Annotated in this window: 14 protein-coding genes; 8 read left to right on the plus strand and 6 right to left on the minus strand. The window is 71.9% G+C overall.

From position 1 onward, the window contains the following. The first annotated feature begins 7 nt into the window (after nt 1-7). The 4 genes from Aiant_RS28375 to Aiant_RS28390 all read left to right on the plus strand — a co-directional run bounded on the left by Aiant_RS28375 (nt 8) and on the right by Aiant_RS28390 (nt 5544). A complete protein-coding gene (locus Aiant_RS28375) occupies nt 8-1801 on the plus strand; it encodes a hemopexin repeat-containing protein (protein WP_189334680.1) in 1794 nt (597 codons plus the stop codon). A gap of 13 nt (nt 1802-1814) precedes the next feature. After that, a complete protein-coding gene (locus tag Aiant_RS28380; RefSeq protein WP_189334681.1) occupies nt 1815-2435 on the plus strand; it encodes a hypothetical protein in 621 nt (206 codons plus the stop codon). 13 nt (nt 2436-2448) lie between these two features. Beyond that, a complete protein-coding gene (locus Aiant_RS28385) occupies nt 2449-2985 on the plus strand; it encodes a hypothetical protein (RefSeq protein WP_189334682.1) in 537 nt (178 codons plus the stop codon). A 96-nt stretch (nt 2986-3081) separates the two neighbouring features. Then, nucleotides 3082-5544, plus strand: a complete 2463-nt coding sequence (locus Aiant_RS28390; RefSeq protein ID WP_212846532.1) for a LamG-like jellyroll fold domain-containing protein — start codon at nt 3082-3084, stop codon at nt 5542-5544. A gap of 51 nt (nt 5545-5595) precedes the next feature. Here the strand turns inward: Aiant_RS28390 and Aiant_RS28395 are convergent, their stop codons facing one another. Then, the gene (locus Aiant_RS28395) at nt 5596-6492 is read right to left on the minus strand and encodes a LysR family transcriptional regulator (RefSeq protein ID WP_189334683.1); all 897 of its coding nucleotides are present in this window, start codon (nt 6490-6492) and stop codon (nt 5596-5598) included. Nucleotides 6493-6559: 67 nt separating this feature from the next. Then, nucleotides 6560-7117 (minus strand): hypothetical protein, encoded by a 558-nt coding sequence (locus Aiant_RS28400; RefSeq protein WP_189334684.1) that lies wholly within the window; start codon nt 7115-7117, stop codon nt 6560-6562. A 202-nt stretch (nt 7118-7319) separates the two neighbouring features. Here Aiant_RS28400 and Aiant_RS28405 point away from each other — a divergent pair, with 202 nt between their 5' ends. Beyond that, a complete protein-coding gene (locus tag Aiant_RS28405) occupies nt 7320-8561 on the plus strand; it encodes a DUF7402 domain-containing protein (RefSeq protein ID WP_189334685.1) in 1242 nt (413 codons plus the stop codon). Here Aiant_RS28405 and Aiant_RS28410 read toward each other — a convergent pair whose 3' ends face one another. Both Aiant_RS28410 and Aiant_RS28415 read right to left on the minus strand, forming a co-directional pair. Next, nucleotides 8562-9173 carry a hypothetical protein gene (locus Aiant_RS28410; RefSeq protein ID WP_189334686.1) on the minus strand — a complete coding sequence of 204 codons (612 nt, stop codon included), beginning with the start codon at nt 9171-9173 and terminating at the stop codon, nt 8562-8564. Continuing rightward, on the minus strand, nt 9170-9823 hold the full coding sequence (locus tag Aiant_RS28415; RefSeq protein WP_212846538.1) for a macro domain-containing protein: 654 nt from the start codon (nt 9821-9823) through the stop codon (nt 9170-9172). Before Aiant_RS28415 ends, Aiant_RS28410 begins: the two co-directional genes overlap by 4 nt. A gap of 65 nt (nt 9824-9888) precedes the next feature. On the opposite strand from Aiant_RS28415, the gene Aiant_RS28420 reads away from it, so the two are divergent. Beyond that, entirely contained in the window at nt 9889-11451 is a 1563-nt protein-coding gene (locus Aiant_RS28420) for an ADP-ribosyltransferase domain-containing protein (protein WP_189334688.1), read from the plus strand. 97 nt (nt 11452-11548) lie between these two features. On the opposite strand, the gene Aiant_RS28425 is transcribed toward Aiant_RS28420, so the two are convergent. Both Aiant_RS28425 and Aiant_RS28430 read right to left on the minus strand, forming a co-directional pair. Then, the gene (locus tag Aiant_RS28425) at nt 11549-12778 is read right to left on the minus strand and encodes a hypothetical protein (RefSeq protein WP_189334689.1); all 1230 of its coding nucleotides are present in this window, start codon (nt 12776-12778) and stop codon (nt 11549-11551) included. Beyond that, nucleotides 12775-13296 carry a SigE family RNA polymerase sigma factor gene (locus tag Aiant_RS28430; RefSeq protein ID WP_189334690.1) on the minus strand — a complete coding sequence of 174 codons (522 nt, stop codon included), beginning with the start codon at nt 13294-13296 and terminating at the stop codon, nt 12775-12777. The genes Aiant_RS28425 and Aiant_RS28430 overlap by 4 nt, the downstream gene beginning before the upstream one ends. A gap of 109 nt (nt 13297-13405) precedes the next feature. Here Aiant_RS28430 and Aiant_RS28435 point away from each other — a divergent pair, with 109 nt between their 5' ends. Then, nucleotides 13406-13711 carry a hypothetical protein gene (locus Aiant_RS28435; RefSeq protein ID WP_189334691.1) on the plus strand — a complete coding sequence of 102 codons (306 nt, stop codon included), beginning with the start codon at nt 13406-13408 and terminating at the stop codon, nt 13709-13711. Between the two features lie 5 nt (nt 13712-13716). Continuing rightward, nucleotides 13717-14592, plus strand: a complete 876-nt coding sequence (locus tag Aiant_RS28440; protein WP_189334692.1) for a GDSL-type esterase/lipase family protein — start codon at nt 13717-13719, stop codon at nt 14590-14592. Nucleotides 14593-14623: the final 31 nt, after the last annotated feature.

Below are 14623 nucleotides of genomic sequence, written 5' to 3' on the forward strand. Positions count from 1 at the left end.
GACGACCATGACCGAGCAAGTACCGGACGTGGCGCTGGACCCGGCGAAGCCCGAGGTCAAGCCACTGTTCGCGATCTCCCCGGCGCTGCCCGAGAGCATCGAGGCGCAGCTCAAGCCGGTGCGGATCGCGCTGAACGTGCCGCCGTCGGCGTTTCCGGCGCGGCTCGGCGGGTTCGCCGGTCCGGCGGATTCGCCGTACGCCAGGCGCAAGGGCGCCTTCGGCTGCGCGGCCCGCGGGTTCGGGGCGACCGGCGACCGCATCTGGTTCTTCCGGGGCGGCAAGTACCTGCGGTACTTCGAGAAGCCGGAGCGCCACGACGAGACGTCCGGCTGGCTGCCGATCGCCGGCAACTGGAACGTGCCGCCGGCCTTCGCCAACCGGGTCGACGCGGTGCTGACCGGGAGCATCCCGCCGTACCAGGGGCACGTCTGGCTGTTCAGCGGCGACCAGTACCTGCGTTACGACCCGAACAGCGACACCGTGATCATCGGGGCCCAGCCGATCGCCGGGAACTGGAACCTGCCGCCGGAGTTCTGTTCCGGCTTCGACGCGGTGATCCACGGCGCCGGCCCGTTCCTCGGCATCGTCTGGTTCTTCAAGGGCGGCAAGTACGTCCGCTACAACCTGCGCGACGACGTCACCGAGTTCGGCCCGTCCGACATCACGCCGCTGTGGCGGGACTGGCCGGAGGCCTTCGCCGACGGGGTGGACTTCGCGTTCTACGGCACCGGGCCGCACGAGAACCACATCTACTTCTTCCGCGGCGACCAGTTCATCCGGTACGACCTGGACGCCGACCGGGTCGTGGAGGGCCCCGCCAAGGCGGTCGAGAGCTGGCCCGCCCTGGGCCGGTACATGCCGGTCCCGCAGCTCTTCCTCGACGAGCGGTACCAGCTGTTCACCTTCCACGGCCGGCTCGGCAACGGCGGCGTGGTCGGCACCCGGACGATCGAGGGCCGCAGCCGCACCGAGGTCTGGGTGATCACCCGCCGCCAGGAGAAGGTCGACACGAAGACCTCGTCGAACCTGCTGGAGAGCAGCTCGCAGCAGGTCGTCGACAACTTCTCCGAGCAGGTCCGGCACGACGACTCGGAGCAGCAGAGCCGGGAGGACTACGACTACGGCACCGACGCCTCGTTCCACGGCGAGGCCCAGGCGACCGGGCTGACCGGCGGCGAGGTGGACGCCACGCTGCACGTGCAGGGGCAGACCCACGACGTGCGCTCGTCGTTCGCCAAGGCGGTCGGGCGGCAGGTCAACAACGCCCGGCAGGAGTCCCAGGACCGGCACTCGCAGCAGGTCCGCACCGAGGAGACGAACACCAGCATCGACCAGCAGACCGAGCAGGGGTACCGGCAGGTGGTCGACAACCTGGCCAGTGACCGGCCGCTCAACTTCGTGCTGTTCCAGCTCACCCAGGAGTACATCCTGGTGCTCAGTCTGGTCGACGCGCAGCTCGCGTTCCGCAACGGCGACGACCGGGCCGCCCAGTCGGTCCCGATCCGGGACATGGGCAAGCTGCTCGACGCGGTCCTCGCCGACCCGGCCGTGCGCGCCGACGTGGCGCGGGCGGTGACCGCCGCGCTCTCCGCGGTGACCGACGCGACCACCGGCACCGACCGCTCGCTGCTGACCGAGGCCGGGACCGCGGTGGACCCGAAGGTGCGCACCACGTTCCGGGTCACCGACACCGAGGGCAACCTGGTGCGCGCCATCGAGGTCGACGGGATCGTCGTCGACGTCGAGCGGCCGGTCGTCCTCACCCCGAACACCGCCATCGCCACCGCAGGCATCGTCTGATCAGGAGTCCGACATGACACTCGAACCCGGCGACCACCTCTGGTACTGGTCCACCACCGGCCGCGTCTCGACCGACCTGAGCATCCCGCAGGCCGACTGGTTCCCCGGCTTCCAGGGCCCGACCGACTACCAGGGCCACGGCACCGAGATCTTCAACTACGTCGTGTACGAGTCGGAGATCGTCCGGGGGCAGCCGCACATGCGCAACCACCCCGGCACCTACGCCTGGCTGAACAACAACCCCGGCAACATCACCGGGCAGCCCGGCGGCCCGGACTTCGGCCAGTACCCGGGCAAGTTCAACTGGCACCACTTCCTGATCTTCCCGACCTGGGACGCCGGCTTCGCCGCCATCGCCCAGCTGCTGCGTGGCTCCGGCTACGCCGGGCTCACCGTCCTGGCGGCGTTCCAGAAGTACGCGCCCGCCTCGGACGGCAACGACCCGGCCCGGTACGCCAAGGACGTCGCGGCCGCCGCCGGCGTCGACGAGTCGGCGATCGTCGGCGACCTCGACGACGACCAGATGCTGATCATGCAAAGCAAGATCACCGAGATCGAGGGCGCGGTGGCCGGGGAGAGCCTGGCGTACGACTCGCCCGACCTGCCCGCCGAGATCGCCGCCCTGCTGCCCTGAGAGGACCGACACCATGGAACCGTTCGACATCGACATGTCCGCGCCCGTCGACCCGGCCGGTGCCCGGGACGGCCTCGGCGGGCCGGGCCAGGGCGGCCACACCGGCCCGAACTGGTACATCGCCTTCGGCATGGACCTCGGCGCCGATGAGGGCACCGAGGTCTTCGCCCCGTTCGACGCGCACATCACCAAGTTCCAGCCGCACGACCCGGCCACCGACTCCGGCAAGGTCTACGGCGCGCAGATCTTCATGCGCTCGCCGAACGACGGCATGGGCGCGTTCTGCACCCACCTCACCGGCACCCCCGACGGCCTGGGCATCGGCACCGAGGTGAAACGCGGAGACCTGCTCGGCACCGTCTTCGCCCACGCCGGCATCCCGCCGCACCTGCACATGGCGGTCTGCGAGGTGCTCGGCGGCGTGGACGGCGAACGCCGTGGCGTTGACCTGTATCAATTCTTCCTCGACCTGGAGCGAGCGGCGGCCGGGACGGTCATCCCGGTGACCTTCGCCCAGGACGGCTCGGCGCCGATTCCGCAAACCGACTAGCGGAACACCTTGACGCCGGTCGATGCCGATTGTTCAACTGTGTTTGCTCACGGTTGAACACGAGCGCTTCTGAACCGTCCTCAAGGAGCATCGCGCGTGAAGAAACACATCCTCACCGTGGCGACCGTGGTCGCCGCCGTCCTGGCGGCGGCGCCACCGGCCGTCGCCGCCGATCCCGAGCCCGCCTGGCACCCCGGCGTCCCGCCGCTGGCCACCCCGTGGACCGACCAGGTCGGCCCGGACAACGCCCTTCCCGAGTACCCCCGGCCGCAGCTCACCCGCGGCAAGTGGCAGAGCCTCAACGGCGTCTGGCAGTTCGCCCGCGCCACCACCGGACAGGCCGTGCCGACCGGGACCGACCTCGGCGAGCGGGTGCTGGTGCCCTATCCGATCGAGTCCGCGCTCTCCGGCATCCAGCGGCACGAGGACCGGATGTGGTACCGCCGCACCTTCACGGTCCCGAGCGGCTGGAACATCGGCGGCGGCAACCGGCTCAAGCTCAACTTCGGCGCGGTCGACTACGACGCCAAGGTCTACGTCAACGGCAAGCTGGTCGCCACGCACCGCGGCGGCTACGACAAGTTCGACGCCGACGTCACCGACGCGCTCACCGGCAGCGGCGAGCAGGAGCTGATCGTCGGGGCCGAGGACCTCACCGACGCCACCGGCCAGCCGATCGGCAAGCAGCGCCGGACCGGCGACCACGGCATCTTCTACCAGGGCAGCTCCGGCATCTGGCAGACCGTCTGGATGGAGCCGGTCCCGGCCGCCTCGATCACCGGGCTGCGCTTCACCCCGGATCTCGCCGCCGGCGTCCTGCGCCTCACGGTCGACGTCGCGGGACGCGACGACCTGCAGGTCAAGGCCGTTGCGCGAGGCAGCGGCGCGGTGGCCGGCAAAATCCAAGGGCCTTCCGGTACGCCATTGGCACTCCCGATCACCCGTCCGCACCTCTGGTCGCCCGCTGACCCGTACCTTTATGACCTCGACGTCTCCCTGATCGACGGCACGACGACCGTCGACAAGGTCGGGTCGTACTTCGGGATGCGCTCGGTCGGCACCGCCCAGGGCGAGGACGGCCGGCTGCGGATCACCCTGAACAACAAGATCCTGTTCAACATGGCCAACCTCGACCAGGGCTTCTGGCCGGACGGCCTGTACACCGCGCCCACCGACGCGGCACTGAAGTGGGATCTCAAGAAGGACAAGGAGATGGGCTTCAACGCGGTGCGCAAGCACATCAAGGTGGAGCCGGACCGCTGGTACTACTGGGCCGACAAGCTGGGCCTGATGGTGTGGCAGGACATGCCGTCGTCGAACACCGGCCCGATCCCGGAGCAGTGGCGCGGTCAGTTCGAGGCCGAGCTGCACGAGATGGTCCGCGAGCACCAGAACTGGACCTCGATCGTCGGCTGGATCCCGTTCAACGAGGGCTGGGGCGAGTGGGACCGGGCGGCCACCGGCCGGATCGCCGACGAGGTCCAGGCGCAGGACCCGTCCCGCCTGGTCAACGCGCACAGCGGGGTGAACTGCTGCAACTCCAAGGGCGACTCGGGCCGGGGCGACGTGATCGACTTCCACCAGTACCTGGGCCCGGCGTCACCACGGCCGACGACCGAGCGGGTGTCGATCGACGGCGAGCACGGCGGGTACGGGCTGAAGGTCGCCAACCACATGTGGTTCGGGGACGGCAACGCGTACCAGATGACGCCCGACAAGGCGACGCTGACCAGCCGGTACGTGCAGAACCAGGCGGACGTGCTGACCTCGGCGCAGCGGTGCGGGATCAGCGCGGCGATCTACACCCAGCTGTCCGACGTGGAGGGCGAGCTCAACGGTTTCTTCACCTACGACCGGCGGGTCACCAAGATGGACCTGGCCCAGGTCAGGGCGATCAACGAGAAGATCATCGCGGGGGCGGACGGCACCACCGCCGGCATCCCGCAGCCGGACCCGGGCACCCCGGGACTGACCGGGATCGCGTTCTGGCCGCTCGACGGGTCCTACGGTGACCTCACCCCGGTCAACGGCCCGGCGTTCACCGACGGGCACACCGGGCAGGGCGTGGCGTTCAACGGCGGCAACCAGTACCTGGACGCCGGCCGCCCGGTCCTGAACACCGCCTCCGACTACTCGGTCGCGGCGTGGGTCAAGCTCGACAAGGCCGACGGCGCGTTCCAGACCGTGGTCAGCCAGGACGGCGCCGCCAACAGCGACTTCTTCCTCCAGTACTCGGGCGCCGACCAGCGCTTCGCGATGAGCTTCGCCGGTGTCCGCGCGCTCGGCCCGAGCAAGCCGGAGGTGGGCCGGTGGTACCACCTGGTCGGCGTCCGCGACACGGTCAAGGGCGAACTGCGCCTCTACGTCGACGGCGTCCTCGCCGGCACCGCCGACGCCTGCCTCCCGCAGGCCGCCCCGACCGGTCACACGGTGATCGGCCGCGGCAAGTTCGGCGGCAACCCGGTCGACTACCTGGCCGGCGCCGCCGACCAGGTGCACCTCTACGACCGGGCGCTGTCCGCCGCCGAGATCCAGCAGCTCTACGCCTCCAACCAGTAACGGGACGCACGAGGGGCCGACGCCTTCGCGTCGGCCCCTCGTGCGTGCGGATCACTCGGCGGGCCGGCGGGCCAGGGTGTCGCCGACGGCGCGGAGGAAGGCCCGGAGCAGCGGAGTCTCCGCGCCCTTACGCCACACCGGCGCGTACCGCAGGATCGGTCCGTCCTCGATCGGCAGGAAGGTGACGTCCGGACGGGTCCGGTCCGCGGCGGTGTACGACCCGACCGGCGAGACGACCCCGCCGCCGCTGATCGCGGTCAGGGCCTCGGCCAGGGTGGCCACCGCGATGCCGCGCGGAATCGGCCGGCCGGACGGCGTCACGGGCGGCGTGTGCGATGCCCAGAGGTAGTCCGGGATCGGCCCGTCCGGGCAGATCACCGGGTGGTCGCCGAGATCCTCCATCACGACCCGATCCCGGGCGGCCAGCGGGTGGTCCGCCGCGACGGCCAGCACCAACGGCTCGGTGAACAACTCCGGGCCGACGACCAGGTCGGGTTCGTGGACCGGCAGCCAGAGCACCGCCACGTCGACCCGGCGGGAGCGCAGCCCGGCGAACGGGTCGATCGGCAGCACCTCCGGCAACCGCAGGGTGGTCTGCGGATGCCGTTGCCGGAACAGGTCGAGGACGGCCGCGATCGACCGGTGCTGTGCGTCGTAGGTGCCGACGGTCAGGGTGCCGGCCTGCCCCCGGGCGATCGAGGTGGCCTCCTCGATCCCGGCCATGATCTCGGTGTAGCCGGCGGAGAGCCGGTCCCGCAGCCCGTCGCCCAGCGGGGTGAGCCGCACGCTGCGGCTGGTGCGCTCGAACAGGGCCCCGCCGATCCGGCGCTCCTGCTGCTTGATCGACTGGCTGACCCGGGCCTGCGACACGTGGAGGCGCTCGGCCGTACGCCCGAAATGCAGCTCGTCGGCCAGCGTCAGGAAGATCTCGATGTCGCGTAACTCCACCAGCCGAGAGTGTACGGCCAGGCCCGGGGCCGCGTGGTCCCGCGATCCCGGGCCCCGCCCCGCCGGGTCAGACCCGGCACTGCCAGGAGGCGGCGTCGTGGAAGTCGGTGAAGCGGTCGACCGTCGCGGCGGTGCCCGCGGTGTACGCGCAGACGGCCGGCAGGCTCACGTCGAAGTACGTCGGGCCGCCCCGGCTGTAGTTCACGCAGTGCCAGTCGTAGACCGTGGCGCCGGTCAGGGTCGAGGCGCTGTGGCCGGTGGAGACGCAGTAGTCGTTGAAAGCCGGGGTGAGGATCGTCGGGGTGACCCGCCAGCAGCGGACCGACGTGGGGTCGGTGAAGTTCCCGATCCGGTCGACGGCGTCGCCGCTGTGGTACGTCCAGCGGCAGGCCGCCTCGAAGGTCAGGTCGTGCCGGCCGCCGTCGCTGCCGGCGCAGTGCCAGTCGTAGGCGGTCGAGCCGGTCAGCGTGGCGTCGGCATAACCGATCGAGCGGCAGTAGGCGCCGAGGTCGAGGCCGCCGAGCTGCTCGGGCGTCGAGGACGCCGCGGCGGCCGGGCTGATCGCGGCGAGCACTCCGGCGAAGCCGACGATCAGGGCGATCAGCACCTTGCTGAGCGAACGCATAGCTCTCCTGAAAAACCCGGAACCATCCTGTTTGGACGGTTGGCGGACTCAGCCTAGGGCGGCGGCGGCATTCTGCAAGACCTTGCAAAAGAAACGTAACCGCATTCACCCAATAATCAATCTTGCAGACATCACCCGATCCGGCGCTCGACCCGGCGCCGCCGCCGCGGTACCACAGAGACACCGCGACGAGAGGAGCACCGTGCACTGGACCAGGCTCGCCCTAGTCACGCTGACCCTGGTCACCGGCCTCGCGGCGCCCGCGACGGCGGCCACCGGCCGGTGCGCCCTCTCGGTCGTCGCCCACGAGGACGACGACCTGCTCTTTCTCAACCCGGAGATCAGCGACGACATCGCGGCCGGCCGCTGCGTCACCACGCTCTACGTCACCTCCGGCGACGCGGCCCGCGGCCCGGCCTACTGGCGCGGCCGGGAGAAGGGGGAGATGGCGGCGTACGCTCGGATGGCCGGCCGCCCGAACCGGTGGACCGAGGGCACCCTGGCGCTCGACGGGCGCCCGGTGCACCGGGCGGTCCTGGACGGCGCCCGGATCACCCTGCTCTTCCTGCGGCTGCCCGACCGGGTCGGCGGCTGGCCGGACCAGACCCTCCAGATGCTCTGGCTGGACCCGGCCGCCCGCACGCACACGCTGGACACCGGTTACCGCTTCAGCCGGGCCGCCCTGCTGGAGGTGCTGGCCGCCGTCCTCGCCCGCTTCCGTCCCCGGGTCATCCGCACCCTGGACTTCCGGGGCGCGTACGGCGACGGCGACCACGACGACCACCACACGGTCGCGTACCTCACCTACACGGCCGCGCGGTGGTACCGCACCCCGCACCGGATCATCGGGCACCTCGGTTACCCGGTCGCCCGGCAGCCGGCGAACCTGACCGCCGCCCGCTACCGGGCCAAGCTCGCCGACTTCCTCGCCTACGCCCCGCACGACCGGGTGGTGTGCCAGACCGCCGACTGGTGCGACCGGGGCGGATACGGCGCGTACCTGCGCCGCAACGTCCGGGTCGCGCCCCCGGCCGGGCCGGGCCGCAACGTGGCCGGGCAGGCCGTCCCGGCCGCGTCGTCGGGCAACGCGGCCACCGTGGAGGTGGCGGCCCGGGCGGTCGACGGGCGGCGCGCCGGTGGCGACTGGGTCACCGTCGCCGAGGGCGCCGGCGCCTGGCTGACCCTGACCTGGGCCGCGCCGCAGGTGCTGGACCAGGTCGTCCTTTACGACCGGGAGAGCCGGTCGGACCGGGTCACCGGCGCGGTCCTGCGCTTCTCCGACGGCAGCGCGATCCCGGTCGGCCCGCTGCCCGACGACGGGTCCCCGGTCACCGTCGGGTTCACCCCGAGGACGGTGACCAGCCTGCGGTTCACCGTCACCGGCGTCTCCGGCACCACCCGGAACGTCGGCCTGGCCGAGATCCGTGCGGTGACCGCGTCCTGATCACACCGGGTACCCGGTGCCGCCGGTCACGTCCACCGCGAGGCCGCCGCCGACGGACTGGAAGGTGTAGCCGGCGAACTGGTGCCGATCGAGGGCCTGCTGGCCGGTCCCGTCGTAGGGCCGCACCTGTTTCGCCCAGGCGGTGATCTCCCGGTACGACGTCGTGCTCACCACGCCGTGCAGGCAATAGTCGATCATCGCGGCCGGGTCGGTCACACCGTCGGACTCGGGCTGCCACTCGTCGCGGCCACAGCTGAGCATCCACACCCCGGCCGGGTCGCCGGGCAGGCGATACAGCACCAGGGCCAGGGTCCGGCGGGGGTGACCGGGGAACGGCACCGTCAGGGTGACCACCCGCCGATCGCCCCAGGTGGCCTCCGCCGGTTTCGCTTTCCACCGGGCTGCCCACGCCTTGGTCACCCCGGCGACCGTCAGCCCGGGGATCGCCGCCGGGACGGCCCGCGGCGGTGGGCTCGTCGCGGGTGCCGGGACCGGCGGCCGGGCGGCCGGCAGGGGTGGTGGTGCCGCCGCCCAGAAGAAGATCGCGGCGACCACCGCCGCCAGCGACGTGACGATCCGCTCGGCACGCCGCCGGCGGGCGGGGACGGTCATCGCCGGGCGGCCGGCGGCGTGATCCGCACCCGCTCGGTCGCCGGCCGGGTCTCGATGTCGCCGAGCTGGCCGGTCACCGTGGCGCGCAGCTCGGCGTAGTCGTCGAAGGAGAAGTCCTGGAACAGCGTGTAGCCCGCCCACATCAGGTTGGCGCAGACCTGAGCCGGCACCCGGCCGGTCGCCGCGCCCATCCCGACCAGCGCGACCGACGCGATGCTGCCCGGCGCCTTCGCATTCTGCATGTGCACGGCCTGGAAGGCGGCGGCGCAGGCGAGCGCGACGTTCAGCGTCTCCCGCACGTTCTCCGAGGACTGCTCCATGGTGGGCGCGGCGATCAGGAATTTCGGCGTGGCCGCGCCCGAGGGCACGCAGACGGCGCTGCCGATCGGCAAGGCCTCGCCGAACCCGTCCCGGATCGCCCGCTGCACCCGCAGCTGGATGCCGGCGCCCAGGTGCCGCTTGATCACCGCGTCCACCCCGCCGTTCATCGCGCCGTGCGAGTTGGTCGGGCTGACCCAGGCGTCGGCCTGCTGGGTCAGGATCGATCCCTGATGGATCTCGACCTCCGGGTTGTCGGCGAACGCCGACCTCCAGGCCTCGATCACCTTGGCGTTGACATCGACGAGGATTACCTTGCGCAGCGTGGTCACGGGGAGCAACCTACCGCCGGGGTCCGACAAGAAATCGGCCGCGGCGGGCCTGCGATCATCGCCGCGTGACGGAGACGAATGACCCGCTGAAACTGACCGAGCTCTTCGCCGGCGGCGGTGAGCCGTGGCAGCCGCTGCTCCAGCCGGTGATCGAGGCACAACCCGGCGCCGAGGCGTTCATCGGCCCGGGCCGCGGCCCGCAGGTGGTGCCGGTCCGGGAGCTGACCTTCCAGGCCCTGAAGCCGAACCCGCCGGAGAAGTGGAAGGTCGTCGTCTTCGGACAGAACCCGTATCCGCGACCGGAGAGCGCCACCGGCATCGCGATGTTCGACAACACCTTCCACGACTGGGCGGACAGCCAGTTCGGCCGGGTGGTCAGCATCCGCTGCATCATCAAGGCCGCCGCGATGTGGAAGTACGGCATCCCGAAGAAGACGCCGATCGCCGACATCCGCGCGCTGCTCAAGAAGCACGACACGGTGCAGCCGCCGGAGTGGTTCCAGGCCATGCTCACCCAGGGCGTGCTGCTGCTCAACGCGGCGCTGACCGCGAGCGCCGACGCCGCGCGGGGCACCGACTCGCACACCGCGTTCTGGCGGCCGGTGGTGGAACGGATCGTCGAGGAGATCCTGCGCGCCAAGTCCGCGACGGACGAGGCGGACCGCGGGGTCGTCTTCGCGTGGTGGGGCGCGCACGCGCGTACCCTCAAGAACCTGGTCCTGCGGCTGGAGAAGAAGTATCCCGGGGTCGAGGTGCGGCACATCGACCACCCGAACCCGGCTGCCCAGGGCGACATCTTCTGCGACAACGAGCACTTCGCCGTGGTCAACGACGCCCTGCGGGGTCTCGGGATGGACCCGGTCGACTGGCTGCCCAGCGCCGGGTGGAACCAGGCGTCCGACCACGCCGACCGGATGGGCGCCTTCATCACGTCCACCATGGAGCTGCATCAGCTCTACCTGGAACGGCTCGCCAGCGTCAAGGACGAGGGTCTGTCGCTGCCGGCGATCAGCGGTGTCCTGGACACCCCGCTGCTCGACTTCCGCAAGGCGGTCGCGCCGGCCGCCGAGGTGCTGGGCGGCCTCGACCACTACGTCGACCGGTCGCAGCGCTTCGGCGAGCAGGTGGCCGACGCGAGCGGGCTGAGCGCCGACGAGGTGGCGGCGCTGTTCCTGTACACCTGCGAGTCCGCCTTCTACCGGCAGATCAACGCGACGCTGCGGCACCCGGACCGCAGCAGGATCACGCCCTATCTGCCGTACCTCAGACTGCTCTTCGCCGCGGTCGACCGCCTGCCGGTCCGCCGCGAGCCGCTCTGGCGCGGCGTCTCCCTCGACCTGCGCCCGCAGTACCCGCTCGGCCGGACGGTCACCTGGTGGGGCGTCTCGTCCTGCACCTCGAAACTCAGCGTCGCCCAGGCCTTCCTCGGCGGCCGCGGCAAACGCACCCTCTTCGAGGTCACCCCGGCCCGCGCGGTCGGCATCCGCGGCTTCTCCGCGTTCACCGGCGAGGAGGAGTTCATCCTCGCTCCCGGCACCCGGCTCACGGTCACCGAGGTGCGGGCCGAGCGCGGCGGCCTGTGCACCGTCAAACTCACCGAGCACACTGGCCGGCGCATGGTCTCCTAAGATCAAGATCCTTTTTGGGTACGCCAGGAGCCCGCCCGCCGCGACGCCGGCCGGAGCCGCAGCCCCGGCCGGCGTCCCCCGTTACCCCGTTCCTCTCTCAGCGGCAGGTCCACAGGAGAGGGGTGTTGGTGACGCCCGGCCCGGAGCTGTACCCACCGATCGTCCGGCCGTCGTCGCTGATGCTGACGAGCATGTAGTAGTCGTCCCTCGCGTCGTACGCCGGCATCCGGACCAGCCTCGGCCCGGCGACCAGGGCCGGAGTGTCCTGGTACTCCCCGGCCACCCAGCCGTTCGGCGCGATCAGCTCGGCCCGCCACAGCTTGTCCACCCGCTCGTAGGTCCCGGTGGCGACCCGGTAGCGCATCGGCGTGAAGTCCCGGGTCTGCGCGCTGTCGAAAACCGCGTCGCCGGCCACCCAGCCGTTGCTGATCGACGTGGGCCAGAACGCGGTGGCCGTCCGGCCGTCCACGACCGGCGGCGGCATCGCCCGGCCCGCGCCGCCGGGCAACCACAGGTATCCGCTGTCCATGCCGGTGGCCGGGCCGATCCGGCCGATCACCGTGCCGTCCTCGTCGACGCCGAGCGCGTCCCCGCGCGTCGCGCCGGCCGGCAGCGGCAGTCTCACCGGGGCGGCCGCCGGCGACGGCCACCGGGCCGGGACCTCGTCGGGCGCCGGGCCCAGGGCGCCCACCACGACACCGGCCTCGTTGATCGCCACGGCCGCCGCGTCCCGGCCGCGCATCTCGGTGAACCGGCCGTTCCGATAGGAATACGCGTGCTGCCGCCCCTGCCCGTCGAAGGCGCTGCCGACCCCGACCCCGGCGCTGTTGAGATCGTCGATCGAGGAGTCCGCGCCCGGTGACGCGATCCGGTACTCGATGGCGCCGTTCTTCCAGACCACGATCCGCCGCGCCGCGCTGTTCTCCGGATACAGCCGCCCGGCCAGGTAGGCGCCGCTCGGGTCGCCGCCGGTGACCAGCGCCTTCGCGATCCCGCCGGTCGGCAGGCGGACGACCGCGCAGGCGGCCGGCCCGGTCGGCGCGGTGGCGGTCACGGTCACCGGCGCGGTCACGGTCGGATCCGGCCGTGGCGACGGGTCGTCCCGGTCCCGCAGCGCGGCGGCCGCCAGGCTGCCGCCACCGGCCGTCACCGAGGTGAGCGCCACCAGCGCCACCCCGGAGGACCAGCGGCGCGACCGGCGGCGGCGCAGCCCCTCCGCCATGGCGCGCGGCACGTCGACGCCGGTCCGCGGGTCCGGCTCGCCCCGCAGCGGCGCCAGCAACCGGACCGCGCCCTCGTCGTCGAGCATCTCGTTCTCGTTCGTCATCCTCGGCTCCGACTGGCGGCGGTGGTCTGCGGGAAACGGGGGCCGAGCAGTTCCCGGAGCCGGCTCAGGCCGTGCGAGGACTGGCTCTTGACCGTGCCCTCCGAGCAGCGCAACAGGTCGGCGACCTCACGGACCGGCCGGTCGCAGAGGTAGCGCAGCACCAGCACGGCCTGCTGCCGCGGCGGCAGCTTGGCCAGCGCGGCCCGCAGCACGGTCCGGTCCTCGGCCGCGCCGTCGTCGGCCGGTGGCGGCTCCGGTGTCCAGTTCAGCAAACGGACCTTCCACCAGCCGCGGCGCCGGTCGTCGAGAAACGTGCGGACCAGCATGGTGTGCGTGTAAGCGTCCACGTTGTCCGCCCCGCGGATCCGGGGCCAGCGCGCGTACAGCTTGGTCAGGGTCTCCTGCACCAGGTCGTCGGCCTGGTGCCGATCGCCGCTGAGCAGGAACGCGGTCCGGCGCAACTCCTGGACGCGCCCGCGCACGTAGGCGAGGTACTCGCTGTCCGATCCGTCTGGCATGGGCTCCCGCTCCCGGTGTCCGCCGTCTCCCCCTATCCGACGGGATTCGGCGCCGATCGGTTGTCACCGATTTTGCGGCGGCCTGGCGAGCGTGTGTCAGACTGCGCGGATGCTGGACGACGCCACACCTCCGGTCATCGCGGCCAACATCTTCGGCCGCACCATGCTGGCCCTCCCGGCCCTGCTCCTGATCGCCTGGACCGCGATGAGCCAGGAGGAGGGCGAGAGCTGGGTCGGCGGCGACGGCTCCGGCGCCATGATCTTCTCGCTCGGGCTGACCGTGCTGGCGCTGGGTGCCCTTCTCGCGGCCCCGCTGCACCGTTTCCGGCGCGCCCGCCCGGCGGTCGTGCTCGGCTGGGCCCTCGGCGCCGTCGTCACGGTGTCCGCCGTCGCCGCCCTGACCTGCACCGGGTAACCGTGATGGCACGCCGTCGGCAGGTGGTCGCGCTGGCACTCGCCGGAGCCCTCGCGCTGGGGTGTGAGGGTGGCGCGGGGGCGGCCGGGGAGCCGGAGCCGACCAGGGGCAGGACGAAGGCGCCGACGACCGCCCCGGCCGGGTACCCCGCGTCGATGGCGGCGCTGGGCGACTCGATCACCGCCGGGGTGGGCAGTTGCCTGGCCTACCTGGCCTGTGCCAAGAACTCCTGGGCGGCCGGGGACGGCGCCGGCGTCGAGAGTCACTACCAGCGGATCCTCGCCGAGAACCCGAAGATCAAGAGGCGGGTGGACAACTTCGCCGAGCCCGGGGCGGCGTCGGACGCGCTGGCCGGGCAGGCGGTCCGGGCGGTGGACGCGAAGGCGCAGTACGTGACCGTGCTGATCGGCGCGAACGACGCCTGCGCCGGGCGGGTCGAGGACATGACCCCGGTGGCGACGTTCCGCACCCGGGTGGACCGTGGGCTGGCCACCCTGAGAAAGGGGCTGCCCAGAGCGCGGGTGCTGGTCGCCAGCATCCCGGATCTGTACCGGCTGTGGCAGGTCGGCCGCGAGGACGCGAGCGCGGTCCGGCTCTGGGAGAGCCTGGGCATCTGCCCGTCGATGCTGGCCGACCCGACCTCCACGGCGAGCGCCGACAACCGCCGGCGCCGCGCGGTCCGCGACCGGATCGACGCCTACGACGAGCAACTGCGCAAGGCCTGCGCGAAATACGGCAGCCGGTGCCGCTGGGACCAGGGGCGGGTCCACGACCTGCGCTTCAGCATCGAGCAGGTGAGCCCGCTCGACTACTTCCACCCGAGCCTGGCGGGCCAGAAGGAGCTCGCCGCCCGCACCTATCCCGGCTCCTTCACCTGGTGAGCCCGGGACTGTCCAAGCAGGCCGGTCGGAC

The sequence above is a fragment of the Actinoplanes ianthinogenes genome (assembly GCF_018324205.1).
Classification (GTDB): Bacteria; Actinomycetota; Actinomycetes; order Mycobacteriales; family Micromonosporaceae; genus Actinoplanes; species Actinoplanes ianthinogenes.